The organism is Nocardia aegles (genome assembly GCF_052545135.1).
This window is the reverse complement of sequence record NZ_JBQWRI010000001.1, coordinates 608187-626784: the sequence shown is the minus strand read 5'-3', so window position 1 is coordinate 626784 and position 18598 is coordinate 608187. Positions and strand designations below refer to the sequence as shown.

Below are 18598 nucleotides of genomic sequence, written 5' to 3'. Positions count from 1 at the left end.
TTATCGGACATTTCGCCTATGACGTATGCGAGCCGATGTCGCAGCCGCGCCACGCTGCGGGAGGGTAGCTCGCCGGGATGTCCGGCGAGGCTCAACCCAATCGCCGCGGCCCCGTGTCGAAACGGCTGGGCTCTGGGCCGATACGGGCGCGCGCGTAGAGGATTTCCGCCGAGGTCGGCGAGGCCAGCACCGGATCGAAGGACAGTTCCCGCATCTCCGGCAGGTCGTCGAACAGGGCCGAAATGCGCTGGGCCAGTTCCGCGAGGGCCGCTTTGTCCACCCGGGGGCTCGCCGGAGTACCCGACAGCAACGGCGCGGCCCGTGGCGCGTCGATCAGGGCCGTCGCCTCGTCGGCGGTCAATGGCAGTGCCCGATAGGCGCGGTCGCCGAGCAACTCGATGATCAGGCCGGACAGGCCGAATTCGATCACCGATCCGAACGATGGGTCGTCCTGCACGCGCAGAATGCAGCCGACGCCCTTGGTGGCCATCTTCTGGATGTGCAGTACCGGATCACCGCACAATTCCGCCAGGTCCGCGTATCCCTGTCGCACCGCTTCGGGCCGCCACAAATCCAGTCGGACACCGGTGAGATCCGGTCTGCGCCGCCATACTTCGCCGGTCGCCTTGGCCGCGACCGGATAGCCGAGTTCTTCCGCGGCCGCGACCGCTTCCTCGGCGCTGCGCACCTCGCGAAACTCGACGACCGAGATGCCATAGCAGCCGAGCAGTTCCACCGTCTCCAGATCGGTGAGCCTGCGACCGCCCGAACCGGCCATCCAATCGGCCACCAACTGGCGCGCGCGGTCGGTGTCGATGCCATCCGGGCGCACCACCGGCGAGACCGGCCTGGTTCGCCATTCGGCGTAGCGTCGCACCCTGGCCAGCGCCCGCGCCGCGCGTTCCGGATCCGGATACGACGGAATGGAGCCGTGCACCGCCGTGGCACCGGGACCGCGCACCGCCAGCAGGTTCGGGATTCCTTGCTCGGCGACGAACGTGGTGAGGATCGGCTTCTTCGCCTCGGGCACAGCGGCCGCCGCCGCCCGGATCGCGTCGGCGAAACCGGCGGTCGGCAGCGGCACCGGAGGCGAGAAGACGACGATGACGGCGTCCGTCTCGTCCGATCGCAGCGCCGCGGCCAGCGCGTCCAGATACGCGGCCGGCGTCGCTTGCGGGCCGAGGTTGACCGGCTCGGCGACCTCGAGGCCCTCCCCCCGGGCCGCGTCGACGGCCAGCCAGTTGAGCGCCGTGCTGTTGCCGACGACCGTCAGCCGCGAGCCGCGCGGCAACGGTTGATAGCCCAGCAGTGCCGCGCAGTCGAACAGTTCGGAGATCGAGTCGACCTGGACGATTCCGGCCTGAGCGAACAGGTCCCGCACGATCGAACGATCCATGCCCCCCGCGGGCTGGGCGACCGAGCGGCCGCTGCTCACCACGACGATCGGCTTGGTCCGGGCCACCCGGCGCGCGATCCGGGAGAACTTGCGCGGATTGCCGAAGGTTTCCAGGTACAGCAGCACCACATCGGTGTCCGGGTCGCTGTCCCAGTACTGCAGGAGGTCGTTACCGGACACGTCGGCACGGTTACCGGCCGACACGAACGTCGACAAACCGAGATTGCGGGCCGCCGCCTCCCCCAGGATGGCCACGCCCAACGGCCCGGACTGGCAGAAGAACCCGATTCGTCCGCGACCGGGCAACACCGGCGCGAGCGTCGCGTTCATGGCGACCGCCGGATCGGTGTTCGCGATGCCGAGCGCGCTCGGCCCGACCACGCGCATGCCGTGACCACGAGCGGCGGCCACGAGTTCGCGATCGGCCACCGGCCCCCCGTCGCCGGTCTCGCCGACACCCGCGGTGAGCACCACGAGCCCTTTGACACCCTTGGCCATGCAGTCGTCGAGCACCGACCCGATCGCCGCGGGCGGCACCGCGACCACGGCGAGATCGACCTCGTCGGGGATTTCCCGGACCGTCGCGTAGGCCCGTACCCCGCGCACCGATCTGCGGTTCGGGTTCACTGGGAATACCGGTCCCTGGAACAGACCCGACAGCAGATTCGCCAGCACTGCCCCACCGACCCGCCCGGTCGCGGGGGTAGCGCCGATCACCGCGACCGACCGCGGCGTGAGCAGATTGCCCACGCTGCGCGCCTCCGATGCGCGTTCGCGCGAATCACGCACCGACAGCAGTGCTTCGGTCGGGTCGATGGCGAACTCGAGATGCAGGACCGATCCGTCCCGGCTGCGCTCGACCTGATAGCCGGCGTCACGGAAGACCGTCACCATCACGGTGTTCTCCGCGAGCACCTCGGCGACGAAGGTCTCGATCTTGTTCTCGGCGGCGGCACCGGCCAGATGCTCGAGCAGAATCGAGCCGAGCCCACGCCCTTGATGGCCGTCGGCGACTACGAACGCGACCTCCGCCGCCCGCGGCCCGTCCCGCTCCAGCAGCTCATAGCGGCCCACCGCGACGATCGCCTCGCCCAGTTCCAGTACCAGGCCGACCCGGTCGTGGTAGTCGACATGCGTGGTGCGATACATGTCCTTGGGCGAGATTCGCGGGTAGGGGCCGAAATACCGCAGATACCTGGTGCGATCCGACAGCGCGCCGTGGAACTCCTGCAACCGATCGGCATCGTCGGGAGTGATCGGGCGCAGTCGTACGACGCCACCGTCGGAGGCGAGTACGTCGGCGAACCAGTGCTGCGGCGGCGGGGGCGGGGTGGCGGGAGCGTCCGCGGTATCAGGGAAGTCAGTCACGAGGATCCTCCGGGTCCAGACCCAGCAACCCGAAAGTCGCTCGGCGGGTGGCCAGCACGGCCATGTCGACGGCGCGCTGGGCGCGATCGACCCGCGCGTCACCGGTCTCACCGGTACCGCCGGGGCCGTCCCATGGACGATAGGCGACATCACCGCCGTCGCCCATGGTGCGCGGCGGGTCCGCCCGCGGCACCGCCGCGCCGACCATGTCGATCCAGTCCTGCGGAATCGCCGTCGCGGGGTCGATGATGCGGTCCAACGCGGTGGCCAGCAAGTGGGTCCAGGCCCGCGGGACCACCCGAACCAACCCGTATCCGCCGCCGCCGACGGCCAGCCAGCGTCCTTCGGCATAGCGGTCGGCGAGCTCCCGCATGGCGCGGAAGGCCGCGCGCTGTCCGTCGACGGTGAGTTCCATATCGGCCAACGGGTCTTCGCGATGGCTGTCCACCCCGCACTGGCTGACCACGATCTGCGGACGGAACGCCGCCACCGCACCGGGGACCACGGCGTGGAAACCGCGCAGCCACTGCGCGTCCCGGGTGCCGGGCAGCAACGGCAGGTTGATCGACGTGCCTTCCGCCGCCCCGACGCCGGTCTCCTCCGGCCAACCGGTGTTGGGCCACAGGGTGGCCGGATGCTGGTGCAGCGAGATGGTCAGGACCCGAGGATCGGCGTAGAAGGCCCGTTGCACGCCATCGCCGTGGTGTACGTCCACGTCGATGTAGGCGATCCGGTCGAAACCGTGGTCCAGCAGCCAGGAGATGGCCACCGCCGGGTCGTTGTACACGCAGAAGCCCGCCGCCGAATCCGCCATCGCGTGATGCATGCCACCGCCGATGCTCACCGCTCGCTTGGTGCGGCCCTCCGCGATCTCCCTGGCCGCGGCGAGGGTGCCGCCGACGATCGTGGACGCGGCCTGGTGCATGTGCGGAAAGACCGGGTTGTCCGGGGACCCGAGGCCGTAGGGCGGGGCGGCCGGCGAACCCACCGGCGGCACGGCGCGTTCGACCGCGTCCAGGTAGTCGGGCGTGTGGATGCGCAACAGCTCCTGGCGGTCGGCGGCGGCGGGTTCGAGCACGTCGATGCCTTCGAGCAAGCCGAGACTGTCCGCCAGCGCCATGGTGAACTTCAGACGCGCGGGCTGCATCGGGTGCTCCGGAGTCCAGCGGTAATCCAGAAATCGCTCGGTCCAGACGACAGTGCCGGGGCGGCTCGTTCCGGGCGAAATCGGCGCTCGATGTTCGCCGCGCGGTGCAGTGGCCATGGTCGCAACGCTAGCGGGAAGCAAGGAACCCCGCGAAACGTTCCTATGCAGTACAAATACAAGAAAGTCTGCTCACGGCCGCCTGCCGTGCGCCGATCGCGTTCCCGCAATGCCGCCGGAGATGTCGTGCGCAGCGTGGAGCAATACGATCCGGCACACGGAGGTGCCGTCGTGCGTGGGTAGAATTCGGGCCGACGAAGGGGTAACAGGTGAAGGATCTGGTCGATACCACGGAGATGTATCTCCGCACCATCTACGACCTCGAGGAGGAGGGCGTGGTGCCCCTGCGCGCCCGGATCGCCGAGCGCCTCGAACAGAGTGGTCCCACCGTGAGCCAGACCGTCGCGCGCATGGAACGGGACGGTTTGCTGCTGGTCGCGGGCGACCGTCATCTGGAACTGACCGAGAAGGGGCGCAGCATGGCCGTCGCGGTCATGCGCAAGCACCGGCTGGCCGAACGGCTGCTCGTCGACATCATCGGTCTGGACTGGCAGAACGTGCACGCGGAAGCCTGTCGCTGGGAGCACGTGATGAGCGAAGACGTCGAGCGCCGCTTGGTCGAGGTGCTCAACCACCCCACCACCTCCCCGTACGGCAACCCCATTCCCGGCTTGGACGAACTGGGCATCATCCCCCCCGCCGCCGCCCACGAGACGCTGCTGCGCCTGTCCGATCTGCCGCACGGCCGGCAGCATGCCGTCGTCGTGCGCAGGCTGGCCGAGCACATCCAGACCGACCCGGAGGTCATCGGCCGGCTGCGCGAGGCTGGTGTGGTGCCCGACGCCCGCGTCACCGTGGAGACCAAGCAGGGTTCGGTGATCATCACCGTGCCCGGCCATGACGGCTTCGAACTGCCCGACGAGATGGCGCACGCCGTCCAGGTGAAGCTGGCCTGACCCGTGAAACTTCTCGTTACGGGTGGCGCGGGTTACGTCGGCGGTGTCTGCGCGCAGGTTCTGCTGGAAGCCGGCCATGAGGTGGTCGTGGTCGACGATCTGTCCACCGGCAATCGTGAGGGCGTGCCTTCCGCCGCCCGGTTCGTCCAGGGTGACGTGGCGGTCGCCGCGCCGCAGCTGCTGGCCACCGAACCCTTCGACGGTGTCCTGCATTTCGCGGCGCAGTCGCTGGTCGGCGAGTCGGTGCAGCAGCCGGAGAAGTACTGGCACGGTAATGTCGTGAAGACGTTCGAGCTGCTTGAGGCGATGCGGCGCACGAACACACCGCGACTCGTTTTCTCCTCCACCGCCGCGGTCTACGGGGAACCCGAGCAGGTTCCGATCACCGAGGATGCTCCGACCCGCCCGACCAACCCGTACGGCGCGTCGAAGCTGGCCATAGACCATGCCATCACCTCCTACGCGATCGCGCACGGGCTGGCGGCGACCAGCCTGCGGTACTTCAACGTCGCGGGCGCCTACGGCGGGCTGGGCGAAAACCGCGTGGTCGAAACCCATCTCATCCCGCTGGTGCTGCAGGTCGCGGCCGGGCATCGCAAGGCGATCTCGGTTTTCGGCACCGATTGGCCCACCCATGACGGGACCGCGGTCCGCGACTACATCCATATACGCGACCTCGCTCAGGCCCATCTGCTGGCTTTGGCGACCGCGGAGCCGGGCACCCACCGGATCTACAACCTCGGCAGCGGCACCGGATTCTCCGTTCGCGAGGTGATCTCGGCGTGCGAGCGCGTCACCGGCCTTCCGATCGCCGCGCAGGACGCGCCCCGCCGTCCCGGCGACCCGGCGACGCTCATCGCGTCCAGCGAACGGGCCATCGCCGAACTCGCCTGGCGTCCCGAGCACAACGATCTCGACGACATCGTCACTGACGCCTGGGCTTTCCTCCGGTCGCTCGGCTCCCGCGCGCACAGCGCGAAATAATCCGCTGCGTCCTGCCCGGGTCGGCCCTGCACCGACTCCGGCCGCGGAGACGGTGCCACTGCCCTGGAACCGGAACAACACAGTACGCCCGGATAACGCACTCTGCTCCGCCGAATCGTCGCGGTGATTCGGCGCAGGCCGCAGCGACTCGGTACGACCGACCCGCATATCCGGCCTCACGGCGTCGGTTCCTCGAGGTCGACACCGAGACCGGCGGCGGTTCGGTAGCCGCTGTGTGCCAGGCGGCGCAGCTGTTCCGGGCGCATACCCAAGCGCAGCGAGGTGTCGAGCAGCATCGCCATCGGATGTCCAGGATCCGCCTCCAGCGCGGCTTCCAGCGCGATGCCCGCCAGCGGTCCGTCACCACGGACATAAGCGCTGTAGCCGAGCAGAGCGGCGGCCTCGGCACGATCCGTGCCGGTGAGCGCGCGGGTCAGCGCAGCCCACACCGCTTCGGCCGCACCGGCGTGGTCGCCGACGGCTAGGGCGAACATCGTGTCCCGCACTGCCCGATCACGCAGGGCCGCGGTGATCTTCGCGAGTTCGGGCGCCATCAGCGCGGCGCCCGAGGCGGTGTTGGCGATCTGCCACAGCACATAGTCCAGCGCTTGCCTGCTGTATCCGATCGGATCGCCGCGACGCGCGGCCCGCGCGTAGCGCTCGCCGGCGTGGGTGAGCGCGTCGGTCAAGTGCGCCGCCACCTCGGCACGCGCCAGCGGATCCGGCGCGACGAGATCGGTGAGCTCGGAACGCGAACCGCGAATCGGCCTGCCGTCCAGCACGTGGGTCAACGTCACCAGGGATGCCGCCGGATCGCGGAGGAGCCCGCGCCGCTGCGGTCCCCGCAACGTCCACCAGCGCTGCCCGGCGGCGATCGTACGCACCGCCCACACTCCCGCCAGCGTGATGTCACACGCGGCCAGCCGCCTGCCCAGCGAGCCGACCAGCAGGTCGAATCGTCCCGCCGCACATGCCTCGCCCTCGGCGCCCGGCTCCGCGGCGCGTTCGTCGACGACGACGGCCATGACCTCGGCAGCCTGGTCGTGCGCGCAGATCCGCGCGACCGCGGCCGCCAGCGTCGCTCCCCGCACGCGCCGGCCACCGGGCGAATCCAGATCGAACCGCACCACCGCGTCGACGGTCGCGCCACCGGACGTCCCGGGCCGCAGAACGAGCACGACCACCGACCGTTCCGGGGTGAATCCGAGCATCGCGGGCACCGCGGCGATCAGTTCTGCCGGATCGTCGACGCACACAACGTGTTCCGGAGCGCCGTGAAACTTCGGAGGATCTTCGCGGCATCGAGCCTGCCGAGATCGGCCACCGGGGTTCCGTGCACCTGGTGCGCCCTCCGCCGCGCGTGAAAGCTCTTGCGGCGCGACGATCGCGGCGGGAACGGCACGCGGCACAGCGTCGGAAGGGCCGCCGTACCTCGGTGGGCGGCCACGGCCGGAACCCGGCCGCGATTGGTCGTCCATGCCGGAAGCTCCGGCATCGACCGGTTCGGGGGCTCGGAACGGGTCAGCGGAAGTGGTCATGCTTCGACCATGCGGCTCGGCGGTTTCCCGTCCGCGACGCCGACCTGGCGATTCCGCCGCCCTGGGGAATCCGCTTCGCGCTGTGCACGACTCGACCGGAACGACGGTGGTCCCGCGATTCGTGTCGGAGGCGTCTGCTACCGTGCCGCCCGCTACCTTTCGCGCGCTGTGCGCACCGCCGTGGCGAACAGCGCATCCAGCGCCGCATTATCCGACTCGACTTCGGCGAACGACATGTAGGTCACCGAGATTCGTATGTCCCCGGTCTGCGCGACGTGCGTGCGCATGGACTGGATCAGCCGGGCACCTCCCGATTCCGGCCGCACGGTCCTGCGCAGCGAGAGGGCGTCGTCGGCGTCGACCGGCGGCGGCGAAGCCGGCTCGGACGTCACCGTGGTGGCGGCGCCCGCCCGGTTCACCCGCACCGATCCGCACTGCTCCAGCCGGGCGCGCACGGCTGCCAACGGTTCGTCGGTGCGGGTCAATTCGACGGTCAGCGTGGCGCGCGTGGCATCGTCCGTGCCGACCGCCATCGCGGTGTGATCGGGCCCGAAGTCCTGGCTCGGCGGCACGCACCGGCCGGGCTGGACGTTCGCGCCGCGGCCCATCCCGTCCAGGTCTCCTGCCGCTTGGGCCACGGCTTCCTGAGGTAGCACCACCGCCGTGTACGGCGCAGGGAACTGGTTCGGATCCGGCAGCAGTGTCGGCAGTTCGGCGCTCACGTGCCGGGTCACCGCAGTCGGCGCCGACGAGACCGGGCGACCCGGCACCGTCGACCCGCATCCCGCGAGCAGCACCGCGCAGACGACGGGTGCCAGCAGCTCCAGCCGCATGCTCCTCGAATCCGCCACGGTCACCTCCCCACTGTGCCAAACTCCTGGTGCCCGGTCGGCGATGCCACGCCGCCGGGCCGGGAATGCGCGGCCCACCGATGCGGTTGGCTCGGAGTAAGGGTCGGTGTCCGGCCGTGCGCGGTGACCGCCACGGTATGGGGGACAATGGACAGTGGTCCCCGGTTCGGACGACTGCTCGGCTCGCACCACCAGGGTTGGCGAACGATCGGGCGGGCAACCACACTGGCGCGTGCCGCACGCGTCCGGGCCGACAGGAGCCGCGCAGGAAGGAGTACGCGATGGACTACGAGTCGCGAATGTACGAACTGGAGTTCCCAGCTCCGCAGTTGTCGTCCGCCGACGGCGCGGGCCCGGTCCTGGTGCACGGACTGGAAGGGTTCACCGACGCCGGGCACGCGGTGCGGCTGGCGACCACGCATCTGCGCGAAAGCCTCGAAAGCGAACTGGTCGCCTCGTTCGACGTGGACGAGCTGCTGGACTACCGGTCGCGACGTCCGCTGATGACGTTCAAGACCGATCATTTCGCCGATTACGCCGAACCAGAACTCAACCTCTGGGCCCTGCGCGACACCGCGGGGACCCCGTTCCTGCTGCTCGCGGGTCTGGAGCCGGACCTACGGTGGGAGAAGTTCACCGCCGCGGTGCGACTGCTGGCCGAACAGCTGGGCGTGCGGCGCAGCATCGGCCTGAGCGCCATTCCGATGGCGATTCCGCATACGCGTCCGCTGGGCGTCACCGCGCATTCCTCCAACCGCGATCTGATCTCCGAGCACCAGCGGTGGCCGGGCGAGCTCCAGGTTCCGGGCAGCGCGTCGTCGCTGCTGGAATTCCGCATGGCGCAGCACGGTCACGAGTCGGTCGGCTTCTCGGTGCACGTGCCGCACTACCTGGCGCAGACCGCCTACCCGGAGGCCGCGCAAACGCTGCTGGAGCACGTCGCCGACAACGCGGGCCTGGAGTTCCCGCTGGCCGCGCTCGGCGAGGCCGCCGCCCGGGTACGCGAACAGGTCAACGAGCACATCGCGGGCAACGCCGAGGTGGAGACCGTCGTGCACGCGCTGGAGCGGCAGTACGACAGCTTCGTCACCGCGCAGGAGCGGCAGTCCAGTCTTCTGGTGGGTGACGGCGAGCTGCCCAGTGGTGACGAGCTGGGCGCCGAGTTCGAGCGATTTCTCGCCGAGCAAGGTCGTTACAACGGCGACGACGAGGGCGAACAGAACTGACCAGCCCGGCCCCCCGGTCCGGATCGCCCCTGCACGCGTGCCCGCGGACGAGGACGTAGGGTTGTCGGAGTGGATCTGACCGAACTGCTCGACATCCCGGGGACCGACGCCGACGCGCTCTACGAGTCGTTCGGTGTGTGGGCCGCCGAGCAGGGCACCCCGCTCTACCCCGCGCAGGACGAGGCGCTGCTCGAGCTGGCGTCCGGATCCAACGTCATCCTCGCCACCCCAACCGGTTCCGGGAAGTCGCTGGTCGCGGTCGGCGCGCATCTGTTCGCCCTCACCCAGGGGCTGCGCACCTACTACACCGCTCCGATCAAGGCGCTGGTGAGCGAGAAGTTCTTCGCGCTGTGCGATGTCTTCGGAGCCGAACGTGTCGGCATGGTCACCGGCGACGCCGCGGTGAATCCGGAGGCGCCGATCATCTGCGCGACCGCGGAGATCCTGGCCAATCTGGCGCTGCGCGAGGGCGCGGACGCCGATGTCGGCCAAATCGTGATGGACGAGTTCCACTTCTACGCCGACCCCGATCGAGGGTGGGCCTGGCAGGTCCCGCTGCTCGAACTTCCCCGCGCCCAGTTCCTGCTCATGTCGGCCACTCTCGGGGAGGTCGATTTTTTCGCCCGTGACCTGGAGCGCCGCACCGGCCGCTCCACCGCGGTCGTCGCGGGCACCGAGCGCCCGGTGCCGCTGAGCTTCTCCTATGCCCGCACTCCGATCACCGAGACGCTCGAAGAGCTGGTCAGCACCCACCAGGCTCCCGTGTACGTCGTGCACTTCACCCAGGCCGCCGCGCTCGAGCGCGCGCAGGCGTTGACGAGTGTGAACTTCGCGACGCGAGCGGAGAAGGACGCGATCGCCGATGCACTCGGCGAGTTCCGGTTCGCCGCCGGATTCGGCAAGACCCTGTCGCGGCTGATCCGGCACGGCATCGGCGTGCATCACGCGGGCATGCTGCCGAAGTACCGGCGGCTGGTGGAGCGTCTGGCTCAGGACGGCCTGCTGAAGGTGGTCTGCGGGACCGACACCCTCGGCGTCGGCATCAACGTGCCCATTCGCACGGTGCTGCTCACCGGCCTGACCAAATTCGACGGCGTGCGCACGCGCAGGCTCAAGGCGCGGGAGTTCCACCAGATCGCGGGTCGCGCGGGCCGGGCGGGCTACGACACCATGGGCACCGTCGTCGTGCAGGCTCCCGAGCACGAGGTGGAGAACACCCGGCTGCTGGCCAAGGCGGGCGACGATCCCAAGAAGCAGCGCAAAGTGCAGCGGCGCAAACCGCCGGAAGGCTTCGTCTCCTGGAGCGAGGAGACCTTCGACCGCTTGGTCGCCGCGCAGCCGGAGCCGATGGTGTCGCGATTCACGGTCACCAACGCCATGCTGCTGAACGTGATCGCCCGGCCGGGCAATTGCTTCACCGCCATGCGTCACCTGCTGGAGGACAACCACGAGCCGCGTCCCGCCCAGCGCAGGCACATCTTGCGCGCGATCCGGCTGTATCGCGCGCTGCGCGATGCCGGGGTGGTGCAGCAGCTGCCGGAAGCCGACGCGCAGGGCCGCCGCGCCCGCCTGACCGTGGACCTGCAGCGCGACTTCGCCCTCGACCAGCCGCTGTCGCCGTTCGCGCTGGCCGCGCTGGACCTGCTGGACAAACAGACTCCGAGTTATACCCTCGACGTGGTGTCGCTCATCGAGTCCACGTTGGAGGACCCGCGCCAGCTGCTGATGGCCCAGCAGCACAAGGCGCGCGGCGAGGCGATCGCGGAGATGAAGGCCGACGGCATCGACTACGACGAGCGGATGGAACTGCTCGAAGAGGTAACCTGGCCCAAGCCGCTGGCCGAACTGATCGAACCGGCCTACGAGACCTACCGCGCCGGGCACCCGTGGGTGTCGGAGTTCGCCCCCGCGCCGAAGTCGGTGGTGCGCGACATGATCGAGCGCGCCATGACCTTCGCCGAGCTGATCTCCTTCTACGAACTGGCCCGCTCCGAGGGCGTGGTGCTGCGCTACCTCGCCGACGCCTATCGTGCGCTGCGGCGCACCGTGCCCGAGTCGGCGCGCACCGAGGAGCTCGACGACATCACCGAGTGGCTCGGAGAGCTTGTGCGCCAAGTCGATTCGAGCCTGCTCGACGAATGGGAGCAACTGACCAACCCGGGCGCGGAGACCGACGCCGACCAGATCGCGTTCGGCGCCGAAACCGTGCGCCCGATCTCCGCCAACGAACGCGCGTTCCGGGTGATGGTCCGCAACGCGATGTTCCGCCGGATCGAACTGGCCGCGTTGCGCCGCTGGGACGAGCTGGCCGATCTCGGCCCCGGCCCGGACTGGGCCGAGGCGCTCGCGGACTACTACACGGAGTACGAGCGCATCGGCACGGGGCCCGACGCCAGGGGCCCGCAACTGTTCCAAGTGGAACGAAGACCCGGATTCTGGCAGGTGCGGCAGGTGCTGGACGACCCGGCGGGCGACCACGGCTGGTCGATCGACGCGGTGGTCGACCTGGCCGAGTCCGACGCCGCGGGTGAGGTCGTCTTCGACGACGTCACCGTGTCCGCAGGCTGAGCCCGCACCACTACCGGTCCCCCGGTCCCCGCAGGTCAGCGGATCCGCCGCGTCCGAAGGACGGTGTTGGGCGACCATGTGGCGAATCCAGGTTTCGACGGATTCGTTCCTGGGTAGGGGCCGCTGATACTCTCTCCCCCGCTGCCGAAGCGAAAGATCAACTATGCCCGAATCGCCGTACCTTGTCATCCATCCCGAGCGTGTCCGCCAGAATTTCCGTGCGCTCGATGCCGCGCTGTCCCCGGGCACGAGCGTCCCGACGAGGATCCGTTTCGCGGTGAAGGCGAGCCCGGTGCCGGAGATCGTGCGCCTGCTCGACGAGGAAGGCGCGGAATTCGACGTCGCCAGCATCGGCGAGATCGACCTCTGCCTCGGGCTGGGTGTGGCGCCGCAGCGGCTGTGCTACGGCAACCCGATCAAGAAGGCCGCCCACATCGCCCGCGCCCACGCCCTCGGGGTGCGCCGCTTCGCCTTCGACACCGAGGACGACCTGCTGCGCATCGCCGAGCACGCCCCCGGCTCCGAGGTGGAGTGCCGCTTCCTCGCCTCGGCGCCGGAGTCGCGCACCCCGTTCGGCACGAAGTTCGGCTGTAGCCCGGGCGAGGCGTTCCGGCTGCTGGTCCGGGCCAGGGATGTCGGGCTCGTCGTCGCCGGACCGTACTTCCACGTCGGCTCCCAGCAACTGGACCCCACCGCGTGGCGGATCGGCATCGAACAGGCGGGCCGGATCGCCGAGGCGTTGGCCGACAAGGACATCTCGGTCAGCTCGGTGAATATCGGCGGCGGGCTTCCGATCTCCTACGCCGACCCGGCGCCCGCGCTGGGTGAGATCGCCGCCGTGGTCAACCACGCGGCGACCGAATTCCTTTCCGGTAATACCGGATTGGTCGTCGAACCGGGCCGGGCACTGGTCGGTTCGGCGGGCACGATTCACGCCGAGGTCGTCGGCGTCCGCACCGCGCCGGACGGCCGGCGCTGGGTGTATCTCGACATCGGCCGCTACAACGGCATGGCCGAGACCGAGAACGAGTACATCGCCTACCGGTTCGTCACCGACCGCGACGGCGACCCTGTCGACGAGGCAGTGGTGGCCGGTCCGACCTGCGACGGCGACGATGTACTGTATCAACGCACGCGAGTCCTCTTACCGACCACGTTGCGAGCCGGTGATCGCGTTCGAATCCTCGACACCGGTGCCTATACCGCGAGCTATTCGTCGGTGTCCTTCAATGGTTTTCCGCCCTTGACCGTTCATGTCTCGGGCGCTGAGCGAGAGTGAGTTTGCCCATGACGGCGGAATTCACCGGTTGGCATGTGCTGGCCGAGTTCGGTGGTGTCGACGCAGCCCTGTGCGACGATCTCGAACGACTCGAATCGGCGTTGCGTGCGTCTCTGATCGCGGCGGGCGTCACCATCTGCGATGTCGTACACAAAAAGTTCGAACCGCAGGGGGTGACCGTCCTCGCGCTGTTGTCGGAGTCCCACGCCTCGATTCACACTTATCCGGAGTCCGGCGACATCTTCGTCGACGTCTTCACCTGCGGCAGCATCGGCGCAGGTGCCTCGAAGGCGGTCGAGCTTCTGCGGGACGCGTTGGCGCCCAAGGATGTTCGCATGCAGGTCATCCGCAGGGGACACGGCGGCCAGCGGATCGAGGAACCGGTGGGCGCGGGCCTGACGCGCATCTGGGACCTGCACGAGGTGATCGTCGACACCAACACCCCGTTCCAGCACATGGTCATCGCGCGCACCGAGCAGGGCATCAGCCTGTTCTCCGACGACGACCGTCAGTCCACCGAATTCTCCCAGCTCACCTACCACGAGGCGATGATGGTCCCCGCCTTCGTGCTGGCGGAGAAGCTGGACAAAGTGCTCATCATCGGCTCCGGCGAAGGCGTGGCCAGCCAGATGTCGGTCGCCGCGGGCGCCACCCTCGTCGACCACGTCGACATCGACCAGCTCGAGGTCGAGCTGTGCGCCGAGCACCTGCCCTACGGCTACACCAGCGAGGAGCTGGCCGCCGCCGTCAAGGGTGAGGGGCCGATCAAGGTGCACTACGCCGACGGCTGGGACTTCCTGGCCGAAGCCGAGCGGGCGGGCACTCGCTACGACGTCGTCGTGATCGACCTGCCGGACGAGCGCGTCGAGGACGCGCAGCACAACCGCCTCTACGAGGCGGAGTTCCTGTCTCGATGTCGTGCGCTGCTCGCGCCCGGCGGCGTGCTGTGCGCCCAGGCCGGCTGCGCGACGATGTGGCGCAACGAGACCCTGAAGCGGTCCTGGCAGCGTTTCCATGAGCAGTTCGGCACCGTGGTGCACTACGGCAGCGACGAACACGAGTGGTCGTTCCTGTTCGGTCTGGTGGACCGGATCGACAACCCGGTCGGCGGCATGACCGATCGCCTGGCGCTGCTGCCCTACAAGCCCGAAACCATCGACGCCAGGGCGCTGGAGCGCGGCGCGATCGAACCGCACGCCCTGCGGGTCTAGCCGACGGCACCCGAATGCGCCGGTCCCGAATCCGGGACCGGCGCATTCGGCGTTTCGTATTCGGTCAGGGGCGCTGTTGCTCGCGCCACTGCTCGACATCGACCCCGCCGACGCCCCAGTTCGACAAGGCGACCTCGTCGATCACGACATACGTGCTCGCGGGCGATTTTCCGAGCACGTCGTGCAGCAGATCGGTGACCCCCTTGATCAACCGCGCCTTCTGCTCGCGGGTGACGCCGTCGTCGGTGACTTTGATGTTCACATAAGGCATTTCAGGCCGTCCTTCCAGAGATGTACCCGCCGTCGACGGGGAGGATGTGTCCGGTGGTGAAGGCCGCGTCGGCGAGATACAACACCGCGGCCGTCGTTTCGGCGACTTCGCCGATACGGTTCAACAGCGCGAGTCTGCCCGACGCCGGCTCGTCACCGTCGCCGAACAGTGGTGTGCGGATGATGCCCGGGGCGACGGCGTTGACCCGGATGCCGTCGGCGGCGAGTTCCGCGGCGAGGCTGGTGGTCAGCGCGTGTACGCCGCCCTTGCTGACCAGGGCCGCGGAGGCGGGCAGCCCGGCGAGAGCATGATCGATCAGCACGGTGCCGATGTTCACGATGCTGCCGCCCCGCGCTTGGGTCAGAAACCGCCGCACCACGGCCTGCGTGGTGAAGTAGGTGCCTTTGAGGTTGCCGTTCAGATAGACGTCCAGATCTTCTTCGGTGACATCCACGAACGGTTTGGCTCCGAAGACACCCGCGTTGTTGACCAGCACATCCACGCCGCCGAACCGCTCCACCGCGACGCGCACCAAGGTCGCGGCGGTCGTGGCGGCGCCGATATCGCCGGGCACGGTGGCCACTTGCTCCGGCGCACCGAGTTCGGCGGCCACCCGGGTCAGCTTCTCCGGGTCTCGGCCGTTGAGCACGACGTTGTCGCCGCGTTCCACGAACGCCCGTGCGATATCGCGACCGATCCCGCTGGAGGAGCCGGTCACGATGACGGTTTTCGCCATAGTGGTCCTTTCATATAGACGACCGGTCGTCTTGGAACAGGAAGCCGAAGACGCCGGACAGTTGTGATACCGGGAATCAGGGCCGGAAGTAGTCCCCGAGGAGGCGATCGAGACACTTCTGCAGCGGAGCGAGGGTGCGCTCCATCTTCATCCTGATCACCGCCCCTTCCCAGGACTCGAGCAGGAGATCGGCCAGTTCGACCGCCTCGATGTCGGCGCGGATCATGCCGAGGCGCTGTGCCTGCGCGAGTTGCTCGGCGACGCGATCGCGCCACGCACGCCAGGCCGCCGACAGCGACTCTCGCAACAGCGCACTGCCTTCCAGTTCACCCCCGAGATTCGCGATGAGGCAGCCACCGGTGAAATCCGCCGCGACGAAGTCGTCCATCAGCCGCTCGAAGAACGCCCGCAAGCCGCTCACCGGATCGGTAGCCGCGCCGAACGCCTCGGTCAGATTGCGCTGGACGCAGCGGGAGTGGTGCTCGATGATCGCGCGACCGAAACTCTCCTTGCTGTCGAAGTAGTTGTAGAACGAGCCCTTCGGCACACCGACCTTGTCCAGGATCTGTTTGATCCCCGTGCCGTGGTAACCGTTGATCAGGAACCCCGCGGCGCCCTCTTCGACGAGAAGCCGCCGGGTGTCCTCGCTGCGTCGCGGTCCTGGCATAGGTTGACTATACGACCGGTCGTCTTGAAATGGGAAGCGCCGCCCGCGCGGCCTCACGCCACGGGACCCGAGCACCCGGGTCCGGCCGAGTCCGAGAAGCTCGCCGGGTCGTGCCGCCAGCGTGCGGACCGGGCGGCGAAAGACGCGAGATGCTCGGCGGCGAACCGATCCCGCTGCCAGTCCCCAGGGTCCGCCGCCACCGTCCAGACATAGGTCCACACCGGAACAATCCGGCCATCAAGACACACCTGGCGCAGGTCGTACTCGTCGTCCTCGAACGCGTCGAGAATCGTCCACTCGGTCGCGGTGAGATCGGTCAGCACGCAGCCGCGGGCGCGCCCGTGCGCCGCGGCGACCAGTCCCGGATACAGCCGCCGCGGCAGCGCGGCGGCGCGCCATCCGGGCAACTCGGCCGGCTGCAGCGCCGGCACCCGCCCGAGCAGCGCCGTCAGCACCTCGGGGAACTGCAGCGTGCCGTAGACGAACAGCGCGTGATCCGACCCGAACAGGCGGCCCAGCCGCCCACCTCCCTGCGCCGCCGGTACCACTCACCTCTCCTTTCACCGGTCCGCCACCATGCGCGGCTACATCGGCCGTTGAGCACGGACGATGGCGGCCAGGTATTCGTAGTCCTCGGCGCGGGCGCTGGACGCGCGGAAGACCAGGCCGATGGTCCGGCCGGGGGCGGGCGCGGAGAAGTGCGCCACATCCAGCGTGCCGCGGGCGGTCTCCGTCCGCACTGCCATCTGCGGGATCAGCGTCACGCCGAGTCCACCCGCTACGCACTGGACCACAGTGGACAGGGACGCGGCCCTGGTATCGCCGACGGCGGCCGGGTGCACATCGGCCGAGCGGCACGCCTCCAAGGTCTGATCGCGCAGGCAGTGTCCCTCGTCGAGCAGCAGCAGCGGCTGGGCGTCCAGCACCGACGCCGCGAGGTCGCTGCGTCCGGCCAGTTCGTGGCCGCGTGGCGTGATCAGCACGAATTCCTCGGAATACAGCGGGATCTCGACCAGGCCCGGCATCTCGGTCGGCACCGCGAGCAGCGCGACGTCCAGCACGCCGGTGCGCAGCCCGTCCAGCAGCCGGACGGTCTGGTCCTCGATGATCTGCGGGCGCAGCTCGGGCAGCCGCTTGCGCAATTCGGGCAGCAGTCCGGGCAGCACATAGGGCGCGACCGTCGGGATGATGCCCATCCGCAGGATGCCGCCGAGCCCGTCACCGGTCGCCGACGCGACGAAACGGTCCGCCGCCTCCAAGGTCGCCATCGCCTTCGGCAGCACCCGCATACCCGCGGCGGTCACCAGCACGCGCCGGGTACTGCGTTCGATCAGCTGGAGACCGAGCCCGTGTTCCAGGGCGGCGAGCGCCTGCGATAGCGTGGGCTGACTCACACCGAGACGGACGGCGGCGGTGCCGAAATGACGGTATTCGGCGATCGCCACGAACGCACGCAGCTGTGACAGGGTGGGCTGATAAGTCTGATCGGTCACCCCTATCAGTGTAGTGCGACCGATCACGTTTACCTTTTACCGTCGTTTCGGCAAGATCGCCCATGAGCTTTCACCCGCGGTATGAGTACCGGGTCCGAATCGGCGGCTCGTTTACCGCAAACGGTCCCGCGATGCCGCAGAACACAATTGACAACCACATGACGAGGAGATGAGCATGGCCCTGCTGACCATCGGCGACCAATTCCCGGCATACAACCTCACCGCGGTCATCGGCGGTGACCTGTCGAAGGTCGACGCTCAGCAGCCCGACGACTACTTCACCCGGATCACCAGCGACGACCACGCCGGCAAGTGGCGGATCGTGTTCTTCTGGCCGAAGGACTTCACCTTCGTGTGCCCGACGGAGATCGCCGCGTTCGGCAAGCTCAACGACGAATTCGAGGACCGGGACGCCGTAGTGCTCGGTGCGTCGGTGGACAACGAGTTCGTGCACTTCCAGTGGCGCGCGCAGCATGAGGACCTCAAAACCCTCCCGTTCCCCATGCTCTCGGACCTCAAGCGGGAACTGGCCGCGGCCACCGGCGTGCTCAACGCCGACGGCGTCGCCGACCGCGCCACCTTCATCATCGACCCGAACAACGAGATCCAGTTCGTCTCCGTCACCGCGGGTTCGGTGGGCCGCAACGTCGACGAGGTGCTGCGCGTGCTCGACGCCCTGCAGTCCGATGAGCTGTGCGCCTGCAACTGGAAGAAGGGCGACCCCACCATCGACGCGGGCGAGCTCCTGGCCGCCAGCGTCTGACAACCGCCGTCGCACCGGGATTTCCTGGTTCGTCACCCCCACCATCGACCACCGACCTGGTCCCCGCAGGGACCGCTTCGAGTAGAG

The 18598-nt window shown here is 68.8% G+C and carries 16 protein-coding genes; 7 read left to right on the top strand and 9 right to left on the bottom strand.

The window, feature by feature from the left end:
* Positions 1-91: 91 nt before the first annotated feature.
* Together ACT89H_RS03045 and ACT89H_RS03040 are read right to left on the bottom strand one after the other, a co-directional pair.
* The gene (locus tag ACT89H_RS03045) at positions 92-2764 is read right to left on the bottom strand and encodes a bifunctional acetate--CoA ligase family protein/GNAT family N-acetyltransferase (protein WP_445106911.1); all 2673 of its coding nucleotides are present in this window, start codon (positions 2762-2764) and stop codon (positions 92-94) included.
* Positions 2757-4028, bottom strand: coding sequence for an acetoin utilization protein AcuC (locus ACT89H_RS03040; RefSeq protein ID WP_445106910.1), 1272 nt, complete (start codon positions 4026-4028; stop codon positions 2757-2759). Before ACT89H_RS03040 ends, ACT89H_RS03045 begins: the two co-directional genes overlap by 8 nt.
* Before the next feature lie 209 nt (positions 4029-4237).
* Between ACT89H_RS03040 and ACT89H_RS03035 the strand changes: the two genes are divergently transcribed.
* Both ACT89H_RS03035 and galE read left to right on the top strand, forming a co-directional pair.
* Entirely contained in the window at positions 4238-4924 is a 687-nt protein-coding gene (locus tag ACT89H_RS03035) for an iron-dependent transcriptional repressor DtxR (RefSeq protein ID WP_445106909.1), read from the top strand.
* A 3-nt stretch (positions 4925-4927) separates the two neighbouring features.
* Positions 4928-5908: a UDP-glucose 4-epimerase GalE gene (gene galE / locus ACT89H_RS03030; RefSeq protein WP_445106908.1), complete on the top strand. Its 981-nt coding sequence runs from the start codon at positions 4928-4930 to the stop codon at positions 5906-5908.
* 176 nt (positions 5909-6084) lie between these two features.
* Here the strand turns inward: galE and ACT89H_RS03025 are convergent, their stop codons facing one another.
* Together ACT89H_RS03025 and ACT89H_RS03020 are read right to left on the bottom strand one after the other, a co-directional pair.
* Positions 6085-7164 (bottom strand): DUF4192 domain-containing protein, encoded by a 1080-nt coding sequence (locus tag ACT89H_RS03025; protein WP_445106907.1) that lies wholly within the window; start codon positions 7162-7164, stop codon positions 6085-6087.
* A 434-nt stretch (positions 7165-7598) separates the two neighbouring features.
* Positions 7599-8297, bottom strand: coding sequence for a sensor domain-containing protein (locus ACT89H_RS03020; protein ID WP_445106906.1), 699 nt, complete (start codon positions 8295-8297; stop codon positions 7599-7601).
* A gap of 281 nt (positions 8298-8578) precedes the next feature.
* Between ACT89H_RS03020 and ACT89H_RS03015 the strand changes: the two genes are divergently transcribed.
* The 4 genes from ACT89H_RS03015 to speD all read left to right on the top strand — a co-directional run bounded on the left by ACT89H_RS03015 (position 8579) and on the right by speD (position 14581).
* Positions 8579-9523, top strand: coding sequence for a PAC2 family protein (locus tag ACT89H_RS03015; protein WP_445106905.1), 945 nt, complete (start codon positions 8579-8581; stop codon positions 9521-9523).
* A 69-nt stretch (positions 9524-9592) separates the two neighbouring features.
* Positions 9593-12091 (top strand): DEAD/DEAH box helicase, encoded by a 2499-nt coding sequence (locus ACT89H_RS03010; protein ID WP_445106904.1) that lies wholly within the window; start codon positions 9593-9595, stop codon positions 12089-12091.
* A 163-nt stretch (positions 12092-12254) separates the two neighbouring features.
* Positions 12255-13370 (top strand): type III PLP-dependent enzyme, encoded by a 1116-nt coding sequence (locus ACT89H_RS03005; protein WP_445106903.1) that lies wholly within the window; start codon positions 12255-12257, stop codon positions 13368-13370.
* Positions 13371-13378: 8 nt separating this feature from the next.
* Complete coding sequence (gene speD / locus ACT89H_RS03000) at positions 13379-14581, top strand: adenosylmethionine decarboxylase (RefSeq protein ID WP_445106902.1); 1203 nt, start codon at positions 13379-13381, stop codon at positions 14579-14581.
* A 64-nt stretch (positions 14582-14645) separates the two neighbouring features.
* Here speD and ACT89H_RS02995 read toward each other — a convergent pair whose 3' ends face one another.
* The 5 genes from ACT89H_RS02995 to ACT89H_RS02975 form a co-directional block, all read right to left on the bottom strand.
* Complete coding sequence (locus tag ACT89H_RS02995) at positions 14646-14852, bottom strand: tautomerase family protein (RefSeq protein ID WP_445106901.1); 207 nt, start codon at positions 14850-14852, stop codon at positions 14646-14648.
* A gap of 1 nt (position 14853) precedes the next feature.
* Entirely contained in the window at positions 14854-15588 is a 735-nt protein-coding gene (locus tag ACT89H_RS02990; RefSeq protein WP_445106900.1) for an SDR family NAD(P)-dependent oxidoreductase, read from the bottom strand.
* 76 nt (positions 15589-15664) lie between these two features.
* Positions 15665-16255, bottom strand: coding sequence for a TetR/AcrR family transcriptional regulator (locus ACT89H_RS02985; protein ID WP_445106899.1), 591 nt, complete (start codon positions 16253-16255; stop codon positions 15665-15667).
* Positions 16256-16308: 53 nt separating this feature from the next.
* Positions 16309-16803 (bottom strand): gamma-glutamylcyclotransferase family protein, encoded by a 495-nt coding sequence (locus ACT89H_RS02980; protein ID WP_445106898.1) that lies wholly within the window; start codon positions 16801-16803, stop codon positions 16309-16311.
* A 36-nt stretch (positions 16804-16839) separates the two neighbouring features.
* Entirely contained in the window at positions 16840-17748 is a 909-nt protein-coding gene (locus ACT89H_RS02975) for a hydrogen peroxide-inducible genes activator (protein WP_445106897.1), read from the bottom strand.
* A gap of 175 nt (positions 17749-17923) precedes the next feature.
* On the opposite strand from ACT89H_RS02975, the gene ACT89H_RS02970 reads away from it, so the two are divergent.
* Positions 17924-18511 (top strand): peroxiredoxin, encoded by a 588-nt coding sequence (locus tag ACT89H_RS02970; RefSeq protein WP_445106896.1) that lies wholly within the window; start codon positions 17924-17926, stop codon positions 18509-18511.
* The last annotated feature ends 87 nt before the right edge of the window (positions 18512-18598 follow it).

Bases quoted from the DNA above. Each gene is read 5' to 3' on its own strand.
- ACT89H_RS03005 (WP_445106903.1), top strand. From the start codon at position 12,255: ATGCCCGAATCGCCGTACCTTGTCATCCATCCCGAGCGTGTCCGCCAG.
- ACT89H_RS02990 (WP_445106900.1), bottom strand. From the start codon at position 15,588: ATGGCGAAAACCGTCATCGTGACCGGCTCCTCCAGCGGGATCGGTCGC.
- ACT89H_RS03015 (WP_445106905.1), top strand. From the start codon at position 8,579: ATGGACTACGAGTCGCGAATGTACGAACTGGAGTTCCCAGCTCCGCAG.
- ACT89H_RS03040 (WP_445106910.1), bottom strand. From the start codon at position 4,028: ATGGCCACTGCACCGCGCGGCGAACATCGAGCGCCGATTTCGCCCGGA.
- ACT89H_RS02995 (WP_445106901.1), bottom strand. From the start codon at position 14,852: ATGCCTTATGTGAACATCAAAGTCACCGACGACGGCGTCACCCGCGAG.
- speD (WP_445106902.1), top strand. From the start codon at position 13,379: ATGACGGCGGAATTCACCGGTTGGCATGTGCTGGCCGAGTTCGGTGGT.
- ACT89H_RS02970 (WP_445106896.1), top strand. From the start codon at position 17,924: ATGGCCCTGCTGACCATCGGCGACCAATTCCCGGCATACAACCTCACC.
- ACT89H_RS02985 (WP_445106899.1), bottom strand. From the start codon at position 16,255: ATGCCAGGACCGCGACGCAGCGAGGACACCCGGCGGCTTCTCGTCGAA.